At 74.6% G+C, this 19,426-nt stretch carries 16 protein-coding genes; 11 read left to right on the top strand and 5 right to left on the bottom strand.

Going from position 1 to position 19,426, the window contains the following annotated elements; genetic code table 11:
• Positions 1 to 31 precede the first annotated feature (31 nt).
• From HTZ82_RS12645 to mug, 4 genes are all read left to right on the top strand, one after another.
• Positions 32 to 1,048: a hemolysin family protein gene (locus HTZ82_RS12645; RefSeq protein ID WP_175409445.1), complete on the top strand. Its 1,017-nt coding sequence runs from the start codon at positions 32 to 34 to the stop codon at positions 1,046 to 1,048.
• A gap of 39 nt (positions 1,049 to 1,087) precedes the next feature.
• Positions 1,088 to 1,867: an SGNH/GDSL hydrolase family protein gene (locus HTZ82_RS12640; RefSeq protein WP_175409444.1), complete on the top strand. Its 780-nt coding sequence runs from the start codon at positions 1,088 to 1,090 to the stop codon at positions 1,865 to 1,867.
• A gap of 123 nt (positions 1,868 to 1,990) precedes the next feature.
• Entirely contained in the window at positions 1,991 to 3,424 is a 1,434-nt protein-coding gene (purB, locus tag HTZ82_RS12635; RefSeq protein WP_175409443.1) for an adenylosuccinate lyase, read from the top strand.
• 13 nt (positions 3,425 to 3,437) lie between these two features.
• On the top strand, positions 3,438 to 4,031 hold the full coding sequence (gene mug, locus HTZ82_RS12630) for a G/U mismatch-specific DNA glycosylase (protein ID WP_175409446.1): 594 nt from the start codon (positions 3,438 to 3,440) through the stop codon (positions 4,029 to 4,031).
• Here the strand turns inward: mug and HTZ82_RS12625 are convergent.
• Positions 4,009 to 4,443, bottom strand: a complete 435-nt coding sequence (locus HTZ82_RS12625; protein ID WP_175409442.1) for a hypothetical protein — start codon at positions 4,441 to 4,443, stop codon at positions 4,009 to 4,011. The two genes, mug and HTZ82_RS12625, sit on opposite strands and share 23 nt — an antisense overlap.
• 257 nt (positions 4,444 to 4,700) lie before the next feature.
• Here HTZ82_RS12625 and HTZ82_RS12620 point away from each other — a divergent pair, with 257 nt between their 5' ends.
• The gene (locus HTZ82_RS12620; RefSeq protein WP_175409441.1) at positions 4,701 to 5,858 is read left to right on the top strand and encodes an ROK family protein; all 1,158 of its coding nucleotides are present in this window, start codon (positions 4,701 to 4,703) and stop codon (positions 5,856 to 5,858) included.
• Positions 5,859 to 5,980: 122 nt separating this feature from the next.
• Here HTZ82_RS12620 and HTZ82_RS12615 read toward each other — a convergent pair whose 3' ends face one another.
• Positions 5,981 to 6,769, bottom strand: a complete 789-nt coding sequence (locus HTZ82_RS12615) for a GntR family transcriptional regulator (protein ID WP_175409440.1) — start codon at positions 6,767 to 6,769, stop codon at positions 5,981 to 5,983.
• A gap of 304 nt (positions 6,770 to 7,073) precedes the next feature.
• On the opposite strand from HTZ82_RS12615, the gene HTZ82_RS12610 reads away from it, so the two are divergent.
• The gene (locus HTZ82_RS12610) at positions 7,074 to 7,916 is read left to right on the top strand and encodes an alpha/beta fold hydrolase (protein WP_175409439.1); all 843 of its coding nucleotides are present in this window, start codon (positions 7,074 to 7,076) and stop codon (positions 7,914 to 7,916) included.
• Between the two features lie 443 nt (positions 7,917 to 8,359).
• Here HTZ82_RS12610 and HTZ82_RS12605 read toward each other — a convergent pair whose 3' ends face one another.
• Entirely contained in the window at positions 8,360 to 8,842 is a 483-nt protein-coding gene (locus tag HTZ82_RS12605; RefSeq protein ID WP_175409438.1) for a VOC family protein, read from the bottom strand.
• Between the two features lie 132 nt (positions 8,843 to 8,974).
• Here HTZ82_RS12605 and HTZ82_RS12600 point away from each other — a divergent pair, with 132 nt between their 5' ends.
• The 4 genes from HTZ82_RS12600 to HTZ82_RS12585 all read left to right on the top strand — a co-directional run bounded on the left by HTZ82_RS12600 (position 8,975) and on the right by HTZ82_RS12585 (position 16,932).
• Positions 8,975 to 10,489 (top strand): SWIM zinc finger family protein, encoded by a 1,515-nt coding sequence (locus HTZ82_RS12600; RefSeq protein WP_175409437.1) that lies wholly within the window; start codon positions 8,975 to 8,977, stop codon positions 10,487 to 10,489.
• On the top strand, positions 10,486 to 13,131 hold the full coding sequence (locus tag HTZ82_RS12595; protein WP_175409436.1) for a DUF6493 family protein: 2,646 nt from the start codon (positions 10,486 to 10,488) through the stop codon (positions 13,129 to 13,131). The genes HTZ82_RS12600 and HTZ82_RS12595 overlap by 4 nt, the downstream gene beginning before the upstream one ends.
• A gap of 88 nt (positions 13,132 to 13,219) precedes the next feature.
• Positions 13,220 to 14,671, top strand: coding sequence for a GNAT family N-acetyltransferase (locus tag HTZ82_RS12590; protein ID WP_175409435.1), 1,452 nt, complete (start codon positions 13,220 to 13,222; stop codon positions 14,669 to 14,671).
• A 560-nt stretch (positions 14,672 to 15,231) separates the two neighbouring features.
• Positions 15,232 to 16,932: a DUF885 domain-containing protein gene (locus HTZ82_RS12585; RefSeq protein WP_175409434.1), complete on the top strand. Its 1,701-nt coding sequence runs from the start codon at positions 15,232 to 15,234 to the stop codon at positions 16,930 to 16,932.
• Positions 16,933 to 17,038: 106 nt separating this feature from the next.
• On the opposite strand, the gene HTZ82_RS12580 is transcribed toward HTZ82_RS12585, so the two are convergent.
• Positions 17,039 to 17,521 (bottom strand): rhodanese-like domain-containing protein, encoded by a 483-nt coding sequence (locus tag HTZ82_RS12580; protein ID WP_175409433.1) that lies wholly within the window; start codon positions 17,519 to 17,521, stop codon positions 17,039 to 17,041.
• A 94-nt stretch (positions 17,522 to 17,615) separates the two neighbouring features.
• On the opposite strand from HTZ82_RS12580, the gene HTZ82_RS12575 reads away from it, so the two are divergent.
• Positions 17,616 to 18,062, top strand: a complete 447-nt coding sequence (locus HTZ82_RS12575; protein WP_175409432.1) for an Lrp/AsnC family transcriptional regulator — start codon at positions 17,616 to 17,618, stop codon at positions 18,060 to 18,062.
• Here HTZ82_RS12575 and HTZ82_RS12570 read toward each other — a convergent pair.
• Positions 18,052 to 19,426: SbcC/MukB-like Walker B domain-containing protein (locus tag HTZ82_RS12570; RefSeq protein WP_302852225.1), on the bottom strand; the 1,375-nt coding region annotated here is incomplete at its 5' end. The genes HTZ82_RS12575 and HTZ82_RS12570 overlap by 11 nt on opposite strands.

Below are 19,426 nucleotides of genomic sequence, written 5' to 3'. Positions count from 1 at the left end.
GTGGGCGCGATGCCCGTGGGGAGGGTGGCCGATGACCGCGATCCAGTTGCTGATCGGTCTGCTGACCCTCGTCCTCAACGCGTTCTTCGTCGGCGCCGAGTTCGCCCTGATCTCGGTGCGCCGCAGCCAGATCGAGCCGCAGGCGGAGGCGGGGAACCGGCGGGCCCGCAGTGTCCTGTGGGGCCTGGAGCACGTGTCGGCGCTGATGGCGGCGGCCCAGCTCGGCATCACGCTGAACACGCTGGTGCTCGGTATCGTCGCCGAGCCGGCCATCGCGCATCTGCTGGAGCCGCTGTTCGACGCGCTGGGCGTGCCGCACGGCCTGGTGCACCCGATCTCGTTCGTGATCGCGCTGACGGTCGCGACGTATCTGCACATGCTGCTGGGCGAGATGGTGCCGAAGAACATCGCCCTGGCCGAGCCGGTCCGTACGGCGCTGCTGCTGGGCCCGCCGCTGGTGGGGCTGGCGCGCGCGGCCCGGCCGGTGATCTTCACGATCAACGCGTTCGCCAACGGGCTGCTGAAGCTGCTGCGCGTGGAGGTCAGGGGCGAGGTCGCCGCGACGTTCTCGGACGACGAACTGGCCCGGATGGTCACCGACGCCGGTGACGCGGGCCTCCTGGACGACCGCGCCGCCGAGCGGCTGCACGACGCGCTCGAACTGGGCCGCCGTCCGGTGCGGGACGTCGTCATGCCCCTGGAGCGGGTCGTGTACGCGCAGGTGGGCACGACGCCGGAGGAGCTGGAGCGGCTGGCCGCGGAGTCCGGGTTCTCCCGGTTCCCGGTGGTGGACCCGGCCCGCCGCATCCTGGGCTACCTGCACGTGAAGGACGCGCTGGACGTGGTGCCGCGCGACCTCCCGTTCCCGGTGTCGGCGATGCGGCCGATCGCCCAGGTGCGGGACGCGACGCCGCTGGACGACGTCCTGACGGCGCTGCGCCGCAGCCGTACGCATCTGGCCGCCGTCCTGGACGACGACGGGCGGCTGGCCGGCCTGGTCACGATGGAGGACGTACTGCGGGAACTGGTGGGCGGCCCGACGGCCTGAGAAACCGTGCGGCATACCGCACGGTATGATCGGCCCGCCATGAAGATCAATGCCACATACACGAGTCTTGTCGCGGTCGGTGACAGCTTCACCGAGGGCATGTCCGACCTGCTGCCCGACGGCTCCTACCGGGGCTGGGCCGATCTGCTGGCCGCACGGCTCGCCGCCCGGACGCCCGGCTTCCGGTACGCGAACCTGGCGGTGCGCGGCAAGCTCATCGCGCAGATCGTCGACGAGCAGGTGGGGCCGGCGGCCGAGATGAAGGCCGATGTGGTCACGCTCGTCGGCGGGCTCAACGACACCCTGCGCCCCAAGTGCGACCTGGGGCGTGTGCGCGCACATCTGGAGGAGGCGGTCGAGCGTCTCGCCCCCTCCTGCGGGCAGCTCGTTCTGATGCGCAGCCCCGGCCGCCGGGGCCCGGTGATGGAGCGGTTCCGGCCCCGGATGGAGGCGCTCTTCGCGTACGTGGACGAGCTCGCCGCACGGCACGGCGCGCTGGTCGTGGACCTGTACGGTTCCGAGGCGCTCGGTGACCGCCGGATGTGGGACGTGGACCGCCTGCACCTCACCGCCGAGGGCCACCGCCGGGTCGCCGAAGCGGTGTGGCAGACCCTCGGCCTGGCGCCCGAGGAGGACTGGCGGGCGGCGCTGCCTCCGGAGGTACGGGCCCCGTGGCTGGAGCGGCGGGCGGGCGACCTGCGGTTCGCCCGGCAGCATCTGGGACCCTGGATCGGGCGGCGCCTGACCGGACGCTCCTCGGGCGACGGCCGCCCGGCGAAGCGCCCCGAGCTCCTCCCCTTCGAGGCGCCGGTCTCCTGACCTGCCCCGACCGCCCCGACCACCCCGGCTGCCCCGAGGCCACCGCGTGGCGTGCGTCTCGTAGCAAGCCACAACCCGGACCGGGGCGCTGGCCTGCACAAATCGCCAGTAGAATCCGGTCACGTGACTGCCAAGCCTCGCATCCCCAATGTCCTCGCCGGCCGCTACGCCTCCGCCGACCTCGCCGTCCTGTGGTCCCCCGAACAGAAGGTGAGGCTGGAGCGGCGGCTGTGGCTCGCCGTGCTGCGCGCCCAGAAGGACCTCGGGGTCGAGGTTCCGGACGCCGCGCTCGCCGACTACGAACGCGTACTCGGCCAGGTCGACCTGGCCTCGATCGCCGAGCGTGAGAAGGTCACGCGGCACGACGTGAAGGCCCGGATCGAGGAGTTCAACGACCTCGCCGGCCACGAGCAGGTCCACAAGGGCATGACGTCCCGCGACCTGACCGAGAACGTGGAGCAGCTGCAGATCCGGCTGTCGCTGGAGCTGATGCGGGACCGGACGGTGGCGGTGCTGGCGCGGCTCGGCAAGCTGTCGGCCGAGTACGGCGAGCTGGTCATGGCGGGCCGGTCGCACAACGTGGCCGCGCAGGCCACGACGCTCGGCAAGCGGTTCGCGACGGCGGCGGACGAGCTGCTGGTGGCGTACGCGCGCCTTGAGGAGCTGCTGGGCCGCTACCCGCTGCGCGGTATCAAGGGCCCGGTCGGCACGGCGCAGGACATGCTGGACCTGCTGGGCGGCGACGCGTCGAAGCTGGCGGAGCTGGAGCAGCGGATCGCCGAGCACCTGGGCTTCGCGCACGCGTTCACGTCGGTCGGCCAGGTCTACCCGCGCTCGCTGGACTACGAGGTCGTCACGGCGCTGGTGCAGCTCGCCGCCGCGCCGTCGTCGCTGGCCAAGACGGTCCGTCTGATGGCGGGCCACGAGCTGGTCACCGAGGGCTTCAAGCCGGGCCAGGTCGGCTCGTCCGCGATGCCGCACAAGATGAACACCCGCTCCTGCGAGCGCGTCAACGGCCTCATGGTGATCCTGCGCGGTTACGCGTCGATGACGGGCGAGCTGGCGGGCGACCAGTGGAACGAGGGCGACGTCTCGTGCTCCGTGGTGCGCCGCGTCGCACTGCCCGACGCGTTCTTCGCGCTGGACGGTCTGCTGGAGACGTTCCTGACGGTCCTCGACGAGTTCGGCGCGTTCCCGGCGGTCGTCGCCCGGGAGCTGGACCGCTACCTGCCGTTCCTCGCCACCACGAAGGTCCTCATGGCGTCCGTGCGGGCCGGGGTGGGCCGCGAGGAGGCCCACGAGGCCATCAAGGAGAACGCGGTGGCGTCCGCCCTCGCCATGCGTGAGCAGGGCGCGGAGCGCAACGAGCTGCTGGACAAGCTCGCCGCCGACGCGCGGATCCCGCTGGACCGGGCCGGGCTCGACGCGCTGATGGCGGACAAGCTGTCGTTCACGGGCGCGGCCGCCGACCAGGTCGGCGCGCTGGTCTCCCGGATCGAGGAGATCGTCAAGCAGCACCCGGAGGCCGCCGCGTACACGCCGGGCGCCATCCTCTGACGTGGCCTCACGCATTCCCTCACGTACTCCTTCGGGGACGGCTTCACGCCGGCTCTCCGCCGAGGAACTCCAGGCCGCTCGCGACCGCGTCATTCCCGACGTGGCGGCGGGCGGCCTGTCCGTGCTGTTCTGCGGCATCAACCCGAGCCTGATGTCCGGTGCGACGGGCCACCACTTCGCACGGCCCGGCAACCGGTTCTGGCCGGTGCTGCACCTGTCCGGGTTCACGCCGCGGCTGCTGCGGCCGTCCGAGCAGGGTGAGCTGCTCTCGTACGGGCTGGGCATCACGAACGTGGTGGCGCGGGCGACGGCGCGGGCCGACGAGCTGAGCGACGAGGAGTTCCGTGAGGGCGGGCGGCTGCTGACCGCGAAGGTGGAGCGGCTGCGGCCGCGCTGGCTCGCGGTCGTCGGCGTCACCGCGTACCGCACGGCCTTCGGTGAGAAGAAGGCGCGGATCGGGCCGCAGGAGCGGACGATCGGCGACACGCGTGTCTGGGCGCTGCCCAATCCCAGCGGGCTGAACGCGCACTGGACGGCGGAGACGATGGCGCAGGAGTACGGCCGGCTGCGGGCCGCCGCGTTCGCTACGGAGGATCGACGTCCGTGACGACGGCGAGGAGCTGGAACGGCAGCTCGCTGTCCCACTGGGAGACACCGAGGGCGATCCAGCGGCCGTCGGCCCGCCACAGGTGCAGGTCGGGGACGTGGTTGCTGAGCGCGTCCCACGGCTCCGGGATCGGCTCGCCGTCGGACGCGCGCCGGAACACGGACCACAGGCTGAACACCCGAGGTGCGCCCCAGCGGGCGGTGAGCAGCGCGGACAGCGCGTCGCGGTCCGCCTCGTACTGCTCGGCGACGAGCTCCAGCCGGCTGCGGTCCTCCCAGAATTCCTCGCTGGTGGACAGCTCGGCTATGTGGTAGCCCGGGCCGCTGTCGCCCACGTCGGATCTGCCGCGCCGCCCCGGGAAGGGGTGGAAGCGCAGCCGATCGATGGTCGCCAGGTACCGAGCGGTGGTCATGGGATCCAGTAAAGCGGCCGCCACTGACAATTGGCGTCCCGTCAGGTGACCCGGGTCTCCGGACGGCACGGGTGGGCCGTCCGGTGCGGCGTCGGGCTCCGCGGCGGGTTCGGGGGGCACGGCGGCAGGTGCGGGCGCGGGGGCCGCGCGGGTTCGCGGCGCGCGCGGTCGCGGGCACGGCGGCGGGCGCGGTCGCCGCTGTCGGCGGCATTGAGTACGATCCGGCAGACACGCGGCACGAGCTGGGAGGACACACGGTGGGGCGGCTGACCGGCGGGGACCCGTCGCTGCTGCGGCGGATCAACTCCGCGGTGGTACTCCATGCGCTGCGGGGCGGTGAGGCACGCACGCTGACCGACCTCACACGTCTCACCGGCCTCTCACGACCCACGGTCGACGAGGTGACCGAGGGGCTCATCGGGGCGGGTCTCGTGGTCGAGGTGGCGCCTGAGGAGGGCGAGGTGCGTCGGCAGGGGCGGCCGGCGCGGAGGTTCCGGTTCCGCGCCGAGGCGGGTCATCTGCTGGGCATCGAGATCGGACCACACCGGGTGGCCGCGCTGCTGTCCGGGCTCGACGGGCGGATCATCGGCGCGGGCACGCGCGCGGTCGCGGAGACGGCGTCGGCGGACGAGCGACTGGAGCGGATGCGGGCGGCGGTGGCCGACGTGCTGCGGCGCACCGGGGTGGCGCGCGGCAGTCTGCGCGCGGTCGGTGTGGGCACGCCGGGGATCGTGGAGGCCGACGGCACAGTGCGGCTCGGCACGGCGCTGCCCGGGTGGACGGGGCTGGCGCTCGGGGACCGGCTGCGGCGGTCGTTCCGGTGTCCGGTGCTCGTGGAGAACGACGCGAACGCGGCGGCGGTCGCCGAGCACTGGAAGGGTGCGGCGACCGACTCGGACGACATCGTGTTCGTCCTGGCGGGGTTGAGCCCGGGGGCGGGGGCGCTGATCGGCGGGCGGCTGCACCGGGGGTTCGGCGGGGCGGCCGGCGAGATCGGCGCGCTGCATCTGCTGGGGCGCGGGGACACGCCGGAGGCACTGCTGTCGACGACGGACGAGCCGCTGCACCCGCTGGACGAGCAGGCGGTGGCCGAGGTGTTCGCGCGGGCGCGGCGGGGCGACGAGCGGGCCGCGGCGGCCGTGGAGCGGTTCACGCAGCGACTGGTGCACGACGTGGCCGCGCTGGCCCTGGCGCTGGACCCGGAGCTGGTGGTGGTCGGCGGCTGGGCGGCGGGCCTGGACGGCATCCTGCCGCCGCTGCGGGAAGAACTGGCGCGGTACTGCCTGCGGCCGCCGCGTGTGGAGCTGTCCCTGCTGGGCGAGGCGGCGGTCGCGACCGGCGCGCTGCGGCTCGCCCTGGACCACGTGGAGGAGCAGCTCTTCGCCGTGGAGGGCACGGTGACGGCCCGCCGCTGAACGCGGACGGGCCTCCGACGGCGGCGACCGGCATTGCTCCCGCCGGTGCCTCGTGCGGTCGGTGCCTCGTGCGGTCGGTGTCCTGGTGCCGTGTCCCGGGCGGCGGCTGCCGGCCGGCGGGGTCAGGAGGCGATCTGGAGGTCGCCCACGTCGCCGAAGGTGAGGCGGCAGGTGTCCGCGCGGTAGGTGGCGACGGAGACGGCGGCGGTGCGGCCCTCGGAGAGGTAGCGGGTGGTGACGACGAGGACCGGGGCGCCGGGCAGGCGGTCCAGTTCCTTGGCGTCGTCGGCGCGGGCCGAGCCCAGCTCCACGGCGCGGTCCTGGCCGTCGAGGGGCAGCAGCGCCAGTTCACGCAGGACGCCACGGGCGAGGACCGGGCCGGTGGTGTCGCCGGACGTCACGAGCCCGGGCACGGAGGAGGCGGGAACGTAGAGCTGCTCGGCGGCGACGGACTGGCCGCGCGTCGCCCGGAGCCTGCGCACCGTGTGAACGGAGCGGGCGGCTCCCCGGGAGCCGGCGGCGTCCGCGTCGGCATCGGCGTCCGCGTCCGTGTCGAGTTCGAGGAGGCGGGCCACGGCGGCGGGCGGCGCGGCGAAGGTGCAGTCGACGGCCTCCCAGTTCTCCTCGCCGGTCCCGGGCCAGCGGTGCTGGGCGGTGGAGACGTCCACGCCGACGCGGGGCGGGGCGACGGTCGTGCCGACGCCGCGGCGGCGCTGCAGTCGGCCCTCCAGTTCGAGCTGCTCGAGCGCCTGCCGGAGCGTGGCGCGGGCGACGCCGAAGCGGGCCGCGAGTTCGCGTTCGTTGGGCAGGATCTCGCCCACCTCGAACTCGGAGTCGAGCGCCTCGCTGATCACGGTCTTCAGGTGCCAGTACTTCGGTTCCGGCACCGATTCAAGCTGCGTGGTCCCCACCCTGATCCTCCGCGATCGCCGTGTCCGGGACGACTTTCCGCGCCCTTGTTTATTAAAGGTTCCTGCACTATCCCTGCGACCATAGGACGGGCCACCACCTTGGTCAAGACCAATCATCGACCGAGGGCTGAACGCGGTGACGGTACGGGGTGTGGTGTTCACAGAACGTTCGCACGGCCACGGAGGGGCGCAGGACGGGCCACCGACGGCCACCCGGCCTTGAACTCCCGCCTACCGGGCGGTAATTGTTGCTGACGCGCTGTCTGGATACGGCGCGGCCGAGCGGGAGACAGGGAGCAGCAGCATGGCCGCAGAGGTCTCGTTCACGGTGGAGTCCCCGCAGGGGCCGCGCACGGTGTCCGTACGGTACGAACGCGTCGGAGCCGGGGAACCGCTGCTGCTCCTGCACGGCATCGGCCACCACTGGCAGGCGTGGCAGCCGGTCCTGGACATCCTGGCGGCACGGCGTGACGTCGTCGCCGTGGACCTGCCGGGCTTCGGGACCTCGCCCGCGCTGCCGGACGGCCTGGCGTACGACCTGTCCACGGTCGTGCCGGTGCTGGAGGCGTTCTGTACGGCGCTGGGCATCGGGCGGCCGCACGTGGCGGGCAACTCGCTGGGCGGGCTGCTGGCGCTGGAGCTGGGGCGCGAGAAGCTCGTCCGCTCGGTGACGGCGCTGTCGCCCGCCGGGTTCTGGACGGAGGCCGAACGGCGCTATGCCGTCGGGACGCTGCGCGCGATGCGGCTGGGGGCGCGGTCGCTGCCCGTGTCGTTCATCGAGCGGCTCTCCCGGTCGGCCGCCGGGCGGGCGGCGCTGGCCGGCACGATCTACGCGCGGCCGGGCCGCCGGTCACCCGACGCGGTGGTCGCCGAGACGCTCGCACTGCGCGGAGCGACCGGTTTCGAGCCGACGCTGGCCACCCAGCGGGACGTCCTGTTCCTGGACGACATTCCCGACGTGCCCGTCACCATCGCCTGGGGCACCCGGGACCGGCTGCTGCTGCGCCGCCAGGGCGTCCGGGCCAAGCGTGCCGTGCCGGGCGCCCGGTTGGTGCGGCTGCCGGGCTGCGGCCATGTCCCGATGAACGACGACCCGGCCCTCGTCGCGCGCGTGATCCTCGACGGCAGCCGGGACGGCGGCCACTGAGGGGCGCACGGGCGAGGCGGCGCGCCTCCGATGCGGCACGCCGCGGGGCCACCCCGCCCGGCGCACGGCAGGGCGGGGTGGCGGGTCCGGCAGCGCCGCAGCCAGCAAGCGCGGATCGGATGCTTCGCAACGTAGCCGGTGCCACTGACAACGCCGTCGCGCGCCAGGGTCCGGCCACGGCGGAGCGCGGACCGGGCGGGGGCCGGGAACAGGGCGGGGGGGCCTGGGAGTTGCTGAGCCCCACGGTGGGCGCTCCGGCGAGGCGGCGGGGTCGGGCGCTTCAGGCGACGCGGTGCGCGCCCCTGCGACGCCGGGCGCGCAGGGCAGGGCGCCGCAGCCGCGCGGCCTGCGCGTGGAGCTGCGCACGGCTCTGGCGGCGTCGCGGGCACGGTGCTGGTCCTGGGGCGGATCGCGGCGGGAGTGCGCCTGCTCGCGGAGGCCGTTCAGTCCGCCGGCGCGTCGGACGCCGACGCGTCGGACGTCGGCGTGTTGGACGTCGGCGTGTTGGACGTCGGCGTGTTGGACCAGGAGCGCTCGCACAGTACGAGCCGGTAGCCGTCCGGGGCCTCCACCGTGACACCCCAGGTGTTCCAGTACGGGTTGGGCGAGGTGACGCGCCTGCCGCCGTGTGCCTCCAGGCGGGCCACCAGTTCGGCGGGGACGGGTTCTTCGAGGTAGACGACGAGCAGGTCCTCCTCCGTGGGGCGGGGCGTGACGGGGCGGGCGGCCTCGTGGACGAGTTCCAGGTGCCAGGCGGCGCCGGGCCGGCCGAGCATCAGCAGGGCGTGCGCGCCCGGTTCGCCGCCGCCGTCGTCGCGGTACACGACGCTGAGGCCGAGGCCCTTCGTCCAGAACCGTTCGGCGGCCCGCAGGTCGCGTGACGGGCGGGCGATGCGGATGTGCGTGTGGGCTTCCGGGACGTACATCGCCGTGTCCTCCGCTTCGTTGGGTGAGGGCGACGGTACGGCGGCGGGTGGCGGCCGGTCGATCGGCCGTTGGTCGTGGGCCCCGGGGCGTACGTCCGGAGATTGTCAGTGGCGGGTCCTACGGTTGACGACATGACGCGATCCGTACAGGCATTCGCCTACGCACGCCCGTCCGCCCTGGAGTCCTCGCAGGCCGGCCGGTTGCTCGGGCTGGAGACCGCTGGAGGGCTGACACCGGCGGGTGCCGCATCCCATCCCCGTTTCTTCTCCGGTTTTCTGACATCTCCTCAGATTGCGGCGCATGCCCTGCTCGCCGTGGCCGATGTGGCGGCGGCGCGCTACTACCAGCGGCTGCGCCCGGCGTCGCTCGACCCGGTCGTGACGGGGAACGGCGACCGGCTCCGCTTCGAGTCGTTCTCGGGGTGCAACGGCGTGTACGCGCGTCTCGACGTGCTGCGGGAGGGCCTCGACGGCGCGGACACGGGGCACGGTACGACGAACGTGGACGTCAACACCCCGCTGCGGGAGGCGCTTTCGCGGCTGACCGGGGACGATCCGCTGCATCTGCGGGTCGGCCCTGACGAGTTGGCGGTGACGACGGTCGGCGGGTCGGTGGTGGAGAAGAAGGTGCCGCTGCCGGACCGGTGGCTGCGGGGCTTCGCCGAGGCGCAGGTGGCCTGCGCGGGATTCGATCTGCGGGCCGAGCTGCCGGCGGCCGACGCGGTGCGGTTCCTGCGGTCGCTGCCGCGCGGGACGGGTGCCGGGGCGCGGGCGCCGATGTGGGTGGTGCCGGCGGGGCGGACGCTGCGGCCGACGACCCGGCCGGTTCCCGGCGCGGTGTGTCTGGCGGGTCCTGACCGGCTGGTGGCGCTCCAGCGGGTGCTGCGGCACGCGACCGCGCTGCGCGTTTACGGGCCGGTGGCGGCCGGCGGTACGGGCGGTACGGGTGGTGCGCGGGGTGCGGCGGCTGCCCGGGGCGGCGGGGGCCCGGTGGCGACGGCGAGCGCCTGGGAGGTGGTCCTGCCCGGGATGCGGCTGACGCTGACGCTGTCGCCCGATCCGTCGCGCGGCTTCTCGGGCGAGGGCGGTGTGCTGGAGGCACTGGCCACGGACGAGGCGGCGCAGGACGCGGAGCTGGTGTCGGTGCTGCTCGTGTGGGAGCCGCGGATCGACCCGGCCGACCTGGCCGCGCAGGCCGGGCTGAGCGTGGAGCGGGTGCGGGCCGCGCTCACGCGCCTGGGCACGGCGGGGCGCGTGGGGTACGACGTGGCGGAAGCCGCGTACTTCCACCGGGAGCTGCCGTACGACGCGGACCGGGCCGAGCGGCACAACCCGCGTCTGGTGGCGGCGCGTGAGCTGGTGGCGTCGGGCGCCGTGGAGGCGGCGGCCGGTGACCTGGCGGTGGTGGTGTCGGGCGAGCGGCGGTACCAGGTGCGGGAGTCGGACGGCCGGCTGAGCTGTACGTGCCGGTGGTGGGCGGACCACCGTGGCGGGCGCGGCCCGTGCAAGCACGCGCTGGCCGTCCGCATGGTGCGGCGCGGGGCGGCGGCGGAGCCGGAGGGGCTGACGCGGACGCGGGCGGAGACGCGGACAAGGACAGTGGCGGACATGCGGGCAGCCGGGACGATCGACGGGGGTGTGCGGTGAAGGAACTGCTGGATGTGGTGCTGAAGGGCCGGTCGGGGGACGTTCCGGAGCGGGTGAAGGGGCTGGACGCCGCCGGACGCAAGGCACTGCTGGCCGAGTTGAAGACGCTGCGGGCCACGGTGCGCGCGTGGGGCTGGGACCGGTGGGACGAGCGCCGGCGCGTGCATCACGCCCTGCTCGTCGCGGGGGCGGCCTGTCACGGCGGGGCGGCGGCGACGGCCGCGTGGATCGGCGCCCGTGACCTGCGGGACTGGCGGACGCCGCCGCACGAGCTGCTGTTCGAGGTCCTCCGCGACCGGGACCCGGCGTGGCTGGGCGATGTGGCGCACCGGCTCGCGGCCCGGGCGGCGACGGCGCGGGACGACTATCCGCTGATCCATGACCTGGTGCGGCGCTCCGGCGGTCCGGTGCCGCTGACGGACGGCTATGTGTACGGCTGGGTGGACGAGGTGGCGCGGTACCGGACACTGGCGCGTCTCGCGGAGGACCCGCAGACGCCGGTGCTGGTGCCACGGCTGTTCGAGACGGCGGAGCCGGCGGGACCGCTCGTCTGGTACGAGGGCTGGCCCGAGGCACTGGTGTCGCTGGCCGAGCGGGGCGTCGTGGAGCGGGCCGTGCTGGTGGACGGGTGCGTGGCGCGGCTGCTGCGCGGCGGCAAGCCGGCCGACCTGCGCTTCTTCGTCGGCCTGCTGCGCCGCCTCGATCTCACGGCGGAGGAGGAGGCCGCGCGTACGGCGGACTGGATGGCGCTGGCGGCGGACGCTCCGTCGACGGTGGCGGCGCACGGCCTTGAGGTGCTGGCCCGGCTGGCGGAGGCCGGCGTGCTGACGGCGCGGCAGTTGGCGGAGGTGTCCGCGTCGGTGCTGTTCCGTACGGAGAAGAAGCTGGTGCGGGCGCAGTTGGTGCTGCTGGGCAAGGTGCTGCGGAGGGACCGGAGCGCGGCCGCGGAGCTGCTGCCGGTGGTGGCCGAGGTGTTCGGGCACGAGGACACGGCCGTGCAGGAGCGGGCGCTGAAGCTGGTGGGGCGGTACGTGTCCGGGGTGGACGAGGAGGTGCGGCGCGGGCTCGCGGAGTCCGCGGCCGCGCTGCTGAGCCCCGTGCACCGGACGGCCGCGGCAGCGGTGTTCGGCACGTTGCCGGAGGCGGACGGTGCGAACGGGCCGTACGAGGAGCTGCTCCCGCCGGTGCCGGAGCCCCAGCGCGTGGCGCCCGCCGCCGGGACGCTGCCGGAGCTCGTCGAGGAGGTGGCAGCGCTGCTCCAGTCGCGGGACGACGACGTCGCCGCCTTCGAGCGGGCGCTGGACGGGCTGGTGCGGCACGCGTACACGGACCTGGGGGCGCTGCGCGAGGCCCTGCAGCCGCTGCTGCCGGGACTGCAGTGGTACGACAACGACTTCCTCAGCGCACAGCAGGTGGACGGGGTGCAGTTGGTGGTGTTGACCGTGTTCGGCCGGGTGGAGGCCGACGGACTGCGCCGGGCGCTGCGGTCCACGGCGGATCCGCGCTGCGTCCACGTGCGGCTCGCGCAGGTACCGGCCGCGCGAGGGTGTGAGGTCGCGCTGCGGATCCTGACGGATCCGGATCCGCTGCCGTTCCTGCTGGCCACGCCGACGTGGCACACGGGCGCGATCGACGCCGGCGAGCTGGTCGAGCGGCTGGCCGCGTACCGGCGGCTCGGTGCGCGGCCCGGCGAGTGCGACGTCGCGCAGGCGCTGCTGCGGGTGCGCAGGACCGGGCCGGGCGTGGAGGCGGCGGCGGAGGCGGCGGCCGGGCTGGGCACGCCCGAGGGGGCGCGGCTCGCGGCCTGGCTGACGGGCGGGGAGCCGTTCGGGCCGACGACGCGCGCGGTGGTCGACACGACCCGGCGGTACTGGCTGCCGACGCTCCGGAGGATCGTGGCCGGTACGGAGGAACAGCCGGTGATCCAGCGCGAGTTCCCGCCCGCGTTCCGCGCCCTGGGGCGCCCGTGGGCGGCCACGGACGAGAGCTGCTACCACTGGGGCGAGGTGTCGGCGGCCACAACGGCGGTCCTGCCCGAGGACCGGGAGGTCCTCGCCGCGTGGCTGCTGCCGATGGCGGCCGGGGCCGCCGACCTGGAGATGCGCAACGGCGCCTGGTTCCTGCCCGCGCTGGCGGAGGCGGGCGGCGCGGCGGGGCCCGCGCTGCATCTGGCGCTGGGCTGCGGGCTGGGCGCGCGGCACGCGGAGGACCGGCTGGCGGCCGTGGACGCGCTGCTGGTGCTCGCGGCGCGCGGGCAGCTCGACGCGGCCAGGCTGGGCGGGGATCTGGCGGCGCTGGTCGACGTCGGCACGGTCAAGCCGAACCGGATGGCGGACGCCTTGCGCACGGCGGCCGGGACGGGGGCGTACGGCACGGTGTGGGCGGTGCTCGCGGGCGCGCTGCCCGCGTTGCTCACCGGGGGCGAGCCGGTGCGCGGGCTCGGGGAGATACTGGCCCTGGCGGCGGAGTGCGCCGAGCGGTCCGGCGCGGGGCGCGACGCCCGACGCGGCGCCGAGATCGCCGTGCCGGGGCTGGCCGAGGTCGCGGCCCGCAAGGGCTCGTCGCGGCTCGTCGTCCAGGCGAAGCGACTGGCGGACGCGCTGCGGCCGGCTCCCGGGCAACCGGCGACACAAACCGCATGAATCGGCAACTAATTGCTCAGATCCATACTTAACCAGTCAGTCACAAAGCGTTCGTGATCACGCAACACCGTTGAGTCACAGTGCTGCCATGACCGACATGACTGAAGCGAACACCACGACGTACGCCAAGCCGGCCCGCCGTCACCACCACTGGCGGCGGGACCTGGTCGAACTCGCCGCGCTCTTCACGGCGGTCGCGGTGGCCGACGCGGTCGCGAACACCATCGCGCACGGCCCGGACGGCCCGTATCTGCTGGTCGTCTCGGCGGTGGTGCTCGTGGCCACGGCGACGTTCCACACCTGGTGGGCGCGCCGCCACAGTCACGCCCCTCCGGCATCCGCCCCGGCCCCGGCGCCGACACCGCCGCCGAGGCCGGGACCAGGGCCCGGAGTCGGGGACGGCGGCGAGCAGCGGACGGTGCTGTGGCGGATGCGGACCACCGTGCGCGACGAGCCGGGCAGCCTGGCCGCCCTGTGCGGCGCCCTCGCGGAGCTGCGCGTCGACATCCTGACCCTCCAGACGCACCCGCTGGCCGAGGGCACCGTCGACGAGTTCCTGCTGCGCGCACCCGAGCCGCTGCCGTCGGCCGAGCTGACCCGGCGGGTCGCGGTGGCGGGCGGCACCCGCACGTGGATCGAACGGGCCGACGCCCACGACCTGGTCGACACCCCGGCCCGGGTGCTCGGCCTGGCCACCCGCACCGCCCTGGACGCGGCGGAACTGCCCCTCGCGCTGCGCCAGTTGCTGGGCCGGTGCACCATCCACTCCGTACCGGCCGTCTCCGCGACCGGCCGCCCCAGCGGACGCACGGCGCCGGTGGAGGGTGCCCTGGAGCAGGGCGACACGGTGATGCTGCTGCGCGACCCGTACGGCGGTGTGATCACGGTGGAGCGCGCGTACCTGCCGTTCACGCCCACCGAGTTCGCCCGGGCCCGCGCCCTCGTGGAGCTGGACGCGCGCCTCGGGCCGAGGATCCCGCGCGGCCAGGACGTGCTGACCCTCCCGGAGGGCGAGGAGATCACCGTCCGCCGCGCCGACCCGGGCGACCTGAAGGCCGCCCGCGCCATGCACGACCGCTGCTCCGACCGCACGCTGGGCCTGCGCTACCACGGCCCTGTCGCCGACGCCGACCGCTACCTGAACCACCTGCTCAGCCCCCGCTTCGGCCGGACGCTCGCCGTCGAGACGGCGTCCGGCCGGCTCGTCGCCCTCGGCCACCTGCTGTGGGACGGCGACGAGACGGAGGTCGCCCTGCTCGTCGAGGACGACTGGCAGCGCCGTGGCATCGGCTCCGAGCTGCTGCGCCGGCTGGTCGGGCTCGCCGTCGACGCGGGGTGCGCGAGCGTGTACGCCGTGACGCAGGCGTCCAACTCCGGCATGGTCGCCGCGATGCGCGGCCTGAACCTCCCCCTCGACTACCAGATCGAGGAGGGCACCCTGGTGATCACGGCCCGGCTCCAGTCGCTCTCCGCCCACCGGCGCGACGCCGCCGGGACCACGGCTCCGGCAGTGCCCCACTCGGACCGCCACCGGCCATAGGAGCGAATCGATCCAGCCAAATTCGGCCGTGCCGGGCCATGGCTCGGCCACGGCCGGGCCATCGCCTCCCGCGCCCGGCGCACCGGTCGTATCCGGCGCCCGCGCGCACCCGCGCGGGTCGTAGGCGTGTCGCCGGATGCCCCGGTACCGGCACTCGTCCGGCGGGCGCCGCCGGGGCGCCCGGAGCCCGCGCGGCGCGCCGCCCCCCGTGCCCGGCGCCGCCTTCCGCAGCACGTCCCATACCAGTTCCACACCAGGTCCCGCCGCAGGTCCCGCCGCAGGTGCCGCCGCGCGTCCCGCCGCAGGTCGCGCCCACCGCCGCACCGGCACGCTCCCCGCCCCGGCCCGAGCCGTCCGACAACTGCCCGGCGCACATGGCCATGACACCGCCCCGCCCCGAACCGGCACCGGTCGGCCCATCTCCGCAGGCCGCCCTCCGGGCCCGCCCGGGCACCGGCCACGGAGGGGCCACGGAGGGGACACCGTCCCCTCGCTCATTTGTCAGCCGACTGTGATCGAATGAGGTGACGCGGGTAGTCGCCGCGTACCAGGATGGTGTCATGCCAGATACCCCCAGCAGCGCTCTTCCGCGCCAGGTCGCGGACGCCTTCGTCGACGCCCTCGTCGAGCTCGACCCGGTCACGGGCACGTACCTGGGCGTGAAGGAAAGCTCCGCACTCCTGCCCGACTTCTCCCCCGCCGGCCAGGAGGAACTGGCCGCACTGGCCCGCCGGACCCTCGCCCTCCTCGACGAGGCCGAGCGCCGCCCCGGCGCCGACAGTGACGCCGAGCGCCGCTGCGGCCGTCTCCTGCGGGAGCGCCTCACCGCCGAACTGGCCGTCCACGAGGCCGACGAGGGCCTGCGCACCGTCAGCAATCTGCGCTCCCCGGCGCACAGCGTCCGCATGGCGTTCACCGTGATGCCGGCCGAGACCGACGAGGACTGGGCGGCGGTCGCCGAGCGGCTGCGCGCCGTGCCCGCCGCGCTGGACGGGTACCGGGAGTCGCTCGCCCTTGGCCTGGAGCGAGGGCTGCCGGGCGGGCCGCGCGCCACCGCCACCTTCATCGACCAGCTCACCAAGTGGACGGGCGGCGAGGGGGGCCGGGGCGGCGGACGCGGCTGGTTCGAGGAGTTCGTCACCGCGGGCCCCGGCGGCCTGCGCGTCGAGCTGGACACGGCCGCCCGGGGAGCCACCGCCGCGCTCGGCAGGCTGCGGGACTGGATGCGCGACGTGTACGCGCCGGCCGTCAAGGACGCACCGGACACGGTGGGCCGTGAGCGCTACGCCCGCTGGTCCCGCTACCACAACGGCACCGACTTCGATCTGGACGAGGCCTACGCGTACGGCTGGGACGAGTACCACCGACTGCTCGGCGAGATGCGGAAGGAGGCCGACCGGATCCTCCCCGGCTCCGATCCGTGGGCGGCGCTCGCCCACCTCGACGAGCACGGCACGCACATCGAGGGCGTCGAGGAGACCCGCGGCTGGCTGCAGCGCCTCATGGACGAGGCGATCGACGCGCTCGACGGCACGCACTTCGACCTCGCCGAGCGGGTGCGGAAGGTGGAGTCGCGTATCGCTCCGCCGGGCAGCGCGGCCGCCCCGTACTACACGGGACCGTCGGAGGACTTCTCCCGCCCCGGCCGCACCTGGCTTCCCGTCAACGGGGAGACCCGCTTCCCCGTGTACGACCTGGTGTCGACCTGGTACCACGAGGGTGTGCCGGGCCACCACCTCCAGCTCGCGCAGTGGGCGCACGTCGCGGACCGGCTCTCCCGCTACCAGGCGACGGTCGGCATCGTGAGCGCCAACGCGGAGGGCTGGGCCCTGTACGCCGAGCGGCTCATGGACGAGCTCGGCTTCCTGCCCGACCCGGAGCGGCGGCTCGGCTACCTGGACGCGCAGATGATGCGTGCGTGCCGGGTGATCGTGGACATCGGCATGCATCTGGGCCTGGAGATCCCGGCGCACTCGCCGTACCGGCCGGGCGACCGGTGGACGCCGGAGCTGGCCCAGGAGTTCTTCCAGCGGCACAGCAGCCGCCCGCCGGCGTTCGTGGAGAGCGAGATGATCCGCTATCTGTCGATGCCGGCCCAGGCCATCGGCTACAAGCTGGGCGAGCGGGCGTGGCTGCTGGGCCGCGAGAACGCCCGCAAGGCGCGGGGCGCCGCGTTCGACGCGAAACAGTGGCACATGGCGGCGCTGTCGCAGGGACCCCTCGGCCTCGACGATCTGGTCGACGAACTGTCCAGGCTCTGAGACGGCCACGGCGGCCGGCCCGTCACCACCGGACGAGGCCGACCGCCGCCTCCGCCTCCGCCGCCTCCGCCGTCTCCGCCGCGGCTGACGCCTGTCGCGCGCGTGTTCAGCAGCCGCAGTCGGCGCCCTCGGCGGGTGCGGTGAGGGGGTCGGCGGTGCGGCGCTCGGGGCCCTCCCACGTCTCGTACGGGAAGCCTTCGCGTACCCAGTACTCGAAGCCGCCGAGCATCTCCTTGACCTGGTAGCCGAGTTCGGCGAGGGCGAGGGCGGCGCGCGTGGCGCCGTTGCAGCCGGGGCCCCAGCAGTACGTGACGACCGGGACGGCCTTGTCGAGAAGCTGCTCCGCCTGCTCGCGGATGAGGGCGGTCGGCAGGTGGACGGCGCCGGGGATGTGCCCCTGGTCCCAGGACTCCGTGGAACGGGAGTCGAGGACGACGAAGCCGGGGTCGCCGTCCCCGGCCAGCGCGGCGGCGACGTCGGAGACGTCCGCGTGGAACGCCAGGCTCGCCGCGAAGTAGGCGGCCGCGGTGGCGGGGGCGGCCGGGGGCACGCGCAGGACGGGGTGGGGCACGGAGGTTGTCTGTGTCATGGCCATGAATCTACGGAAGGCGATCATCTCGGTGAAGTGACGATCCCCGGCCCTTCTCTTGTTCGGCCGGGGATTCCCCTGCTATTCGTCGTCCATGACGGGATATTCACCGGACGCCACCGACTGGCGCATACTCGAAGCCCTGCAGCGGCAGGGGAGGGCGAGCTTCGCGGAGCTGGCCCGCGCCGTGTCCATGTCCGCGAGCGCCGTGACGGAGCGCGTGCGGAGGCTGGAGGAGGCGGGGGTGATCGCCGGGTACACGGCGGTCGTCGAACCGGAGCGGCTCGGCCTGCCGATCCTGGCCTTCGTCCGGCTCCGGTATCCCAACGGCAACTACAAGCCGTTCCACGATCTGCTGGACGCCGTGCCGGAGATCCTGGAGGCGCACCATGTCACGGGCGACGACTGCTTCGTGCTGAAGGTCGCCGCCCGTTCGATGGGGCACCTGGAGGAGGTGGCGGGAAAGATGGGCGCGCTCGGGTCGGTGACGACGAGCGTCGTGTACTCCTCTCCCCTGCCGCGCCGTCCGATCAGTCGCTGACGGCGGCCGCAGCGCCGGCTCTGAGCTGCACGGCCGAGCCGCGGCGGCCCTTGACGACCTCCAACTGGGTGGGGATACGGCGGCGCAGATCCGCGACATGGCTGACGATGCCGACGCTGCGGTCGCGTTCGCGCAGCGAGTCGAGCACGTCCAGGACCTCGTCGAGGGTCTGGTCGTCGAGGCTGCCGAAGCCCTCGTCGATGAAGAGCGTGTCGAGCCGGACCCCGCCCGCCTCGTCGGTGACGACGTCCGCGAGGCCGAGGGCGAGCGCGAGCGACGCGAAGAACGTCTCGCCGCCGGAGAGCGTCGCCGTGTCGCGTTCCGTACCGGTCCACGCGTCGACCACGTGGAGACCGAGGCCCGCGCGCTTGCCGCCGCTGCGGGCGTCGGAGTGGACGAGCGTGTAACGGCCGGACGACATGCGCTGGAGCCGGGCCGTCGCCGCCGCAGCGACCTGTTCCAGGCGGGCGGCCAGGACGTACGACTCCAGGCGCATCCGTCGCTCGTTCTCCGCGGACGTCCCGGCGGCGAGCGTGGCGAGGCGCGCCAGCCGGTCGTACTCGGCGCGCAGCGGGCCGAGCCGCCGTACCTCCTGCGCCGCCTCGGCGGACAGCCGGCCCAGTTCGGCGCACCGGTCCCGCTGCGCTGCCAGGGCGGACGCGGCGGTACGGGCGGCCCGTTCGGCAGCCTCGTGGGCGGCGCGGGCGGCGTCCGGGTCGGGTGCGGGACCTTCGGCGGCGGCCCGGGTCTCCGGCTCGGCCAGCCGGTCGGCCACGGCTGCCGCCTCCGCCTGCCAGGCCTGGAGCCGGTCGGCGATGTCCCGGCGGCGGGCGTCGTCGATGAGGGCTTCGGCCGCGGCGGCCGGGGTGTCGAAGCCGGCCCGGAACGCGGCGTCGGCCAGCCGGTCGTCGGCGTCCTTCAGGCGCCGTGCGGTCGACTCGACGTCCCGTACGGCGTCGCAGGCGGCGGCGACGGCGGCGATCCGCTGCTCCAGCACCGCTGCCTGCAAGTCGACGCCGCCCCCGGAACCGCCCAGCACACGCGCGAGTTCGGCCTCCAGTGCGGTGTGCTCCTGGTCGAGCGCCTCCCGCAGGGACGTGCGGGCGGCGGCCCGCACCTCGGCCTGCTGCCGCTCGCGCACCCGCCGCTCGTGCTCCCGCTCGGCCCGGTCGAGCGCCTCCCGTGCGGCATGCGTGGACGCGGCCAGGGCACGTACGTCGGCGTACTCCCGCTCCAGCCCCTCGACCAGGGCGGCCAACTCGCCGACGGCAGGCCCGGAAGCCACCGGCGCGGCGCCGGCCGCACCGGGGTCGGCGTGACGGCCGCCGTCCGGTCGGTGTCCGACGGACTGCCGGGGCACGCTC

The organism is Streptomyces sp. TRM64462, from assembly GCF_013362995.1.
In the GTDB taxonomy this organism is placed as follows: domain Bacteria; phylum Actinomycetota; class Actinomycetes; order Streptomycetales; family Streptomycetaceae; genus Streptomyces.
Note: the sequence above shows the minus strand (reverse complement) of the source record. Positions and strands in the feature narration are given on the sequence as shown.